The following is a 251-nucleotide window of genomic DNA, read 5'->3' on the forward strand; positions in this document are numbered from 1 at the left end:
GGCTGGACCTCTGGCGCCGGGTTCGCCATCGGAACGGGCAGCGTCATCAGCCCACTCGAAACCACGGTGGGCCCGCTGCCGGGGATTCCCGTGCTGGCAGCCCTGCCCACTGGTGGAATGGAATACGGAGTAGCAGCGCTCATGCTGCCCGTTGTCGCAGGCATCCTGGCCGGCTGGTGGTTCCTGCGCGAGGGCGAAAACCACTTCGATGAGTGGCTGTCCCTGAAGATCAGGGCGCGCTGGTTCACGGC

1 protein-coding gene is annotated in these 251 nt (G+C 66.5%); it reads left to right on the forward strand.

The features are described from left to right. Positions 1-251, forward strand: a 251-nt coding sequence (locus tag SB754_RS21805; RefSeq protein ID WP_410784400.1) for a DUF6350 family protein, incomplete at both ends; no start/stop codon positions are given.

This window comes from Leifsonia sp. SIMBA_070 (genome assembly GCF_046534635.1).
Classification (GTDB): Bacteria; Actinomycetota; Actinomycetes; order Actinomycetales; family Microbacteriaceae; genus Leifsonia.